Consider the following 277-nt stretch of genomic DNA (forward strand, 5'->3'; position numbering starts at 1 on the left):
ATCAACATCCCCACAATTAAAATTATAAGAAATGACAAACCAACTCTATTTGCTATTTTTTCACCATACTTATTACATAAATAAGCATGCAACTTATCATGTTGTTTAGAAAGAAATCTATAAAAATACTTTGTTAATAAAAGTACAAAAAGATAATAGATTCCAATTAAAATAACAAAAAGAACAAATAACGTTAACATATTAACACCAGGCGAAATACAACCAAATTTAATAAGAAAACTCATAATACCACCCAAAGCTATAAATTGAAGTGGCG

Annotated in this window: 1 protein-coding gene; it reads right to left on the reverse strand. The window is 26.0% G+C overall.

Going from position 1 to position 277, the window contains the following annotated elements; translation table 11 throughout:
- Nucleotides 1–245, reverse strand: a 245-nt coding sequence (locus FE392_RS22375) for a hypothetical protein (RefSeq protein WP_319931878.1), incomplete at its 3' end; no start/stop codon positions are given.
- Between the last annotated feature and the right edge of the window lie 32 nt (nt 246–277).

This window comes from Xenorhabdus santafensis (assembly GCF_033949405.1).
Classification (GTDB): Bacteria; Pseudomonadota; Gammaproteobacteria; order Enterobacterales; family Enterobacteriaceae; genus Xenorhabdus; species Xenorhabdus santafensis.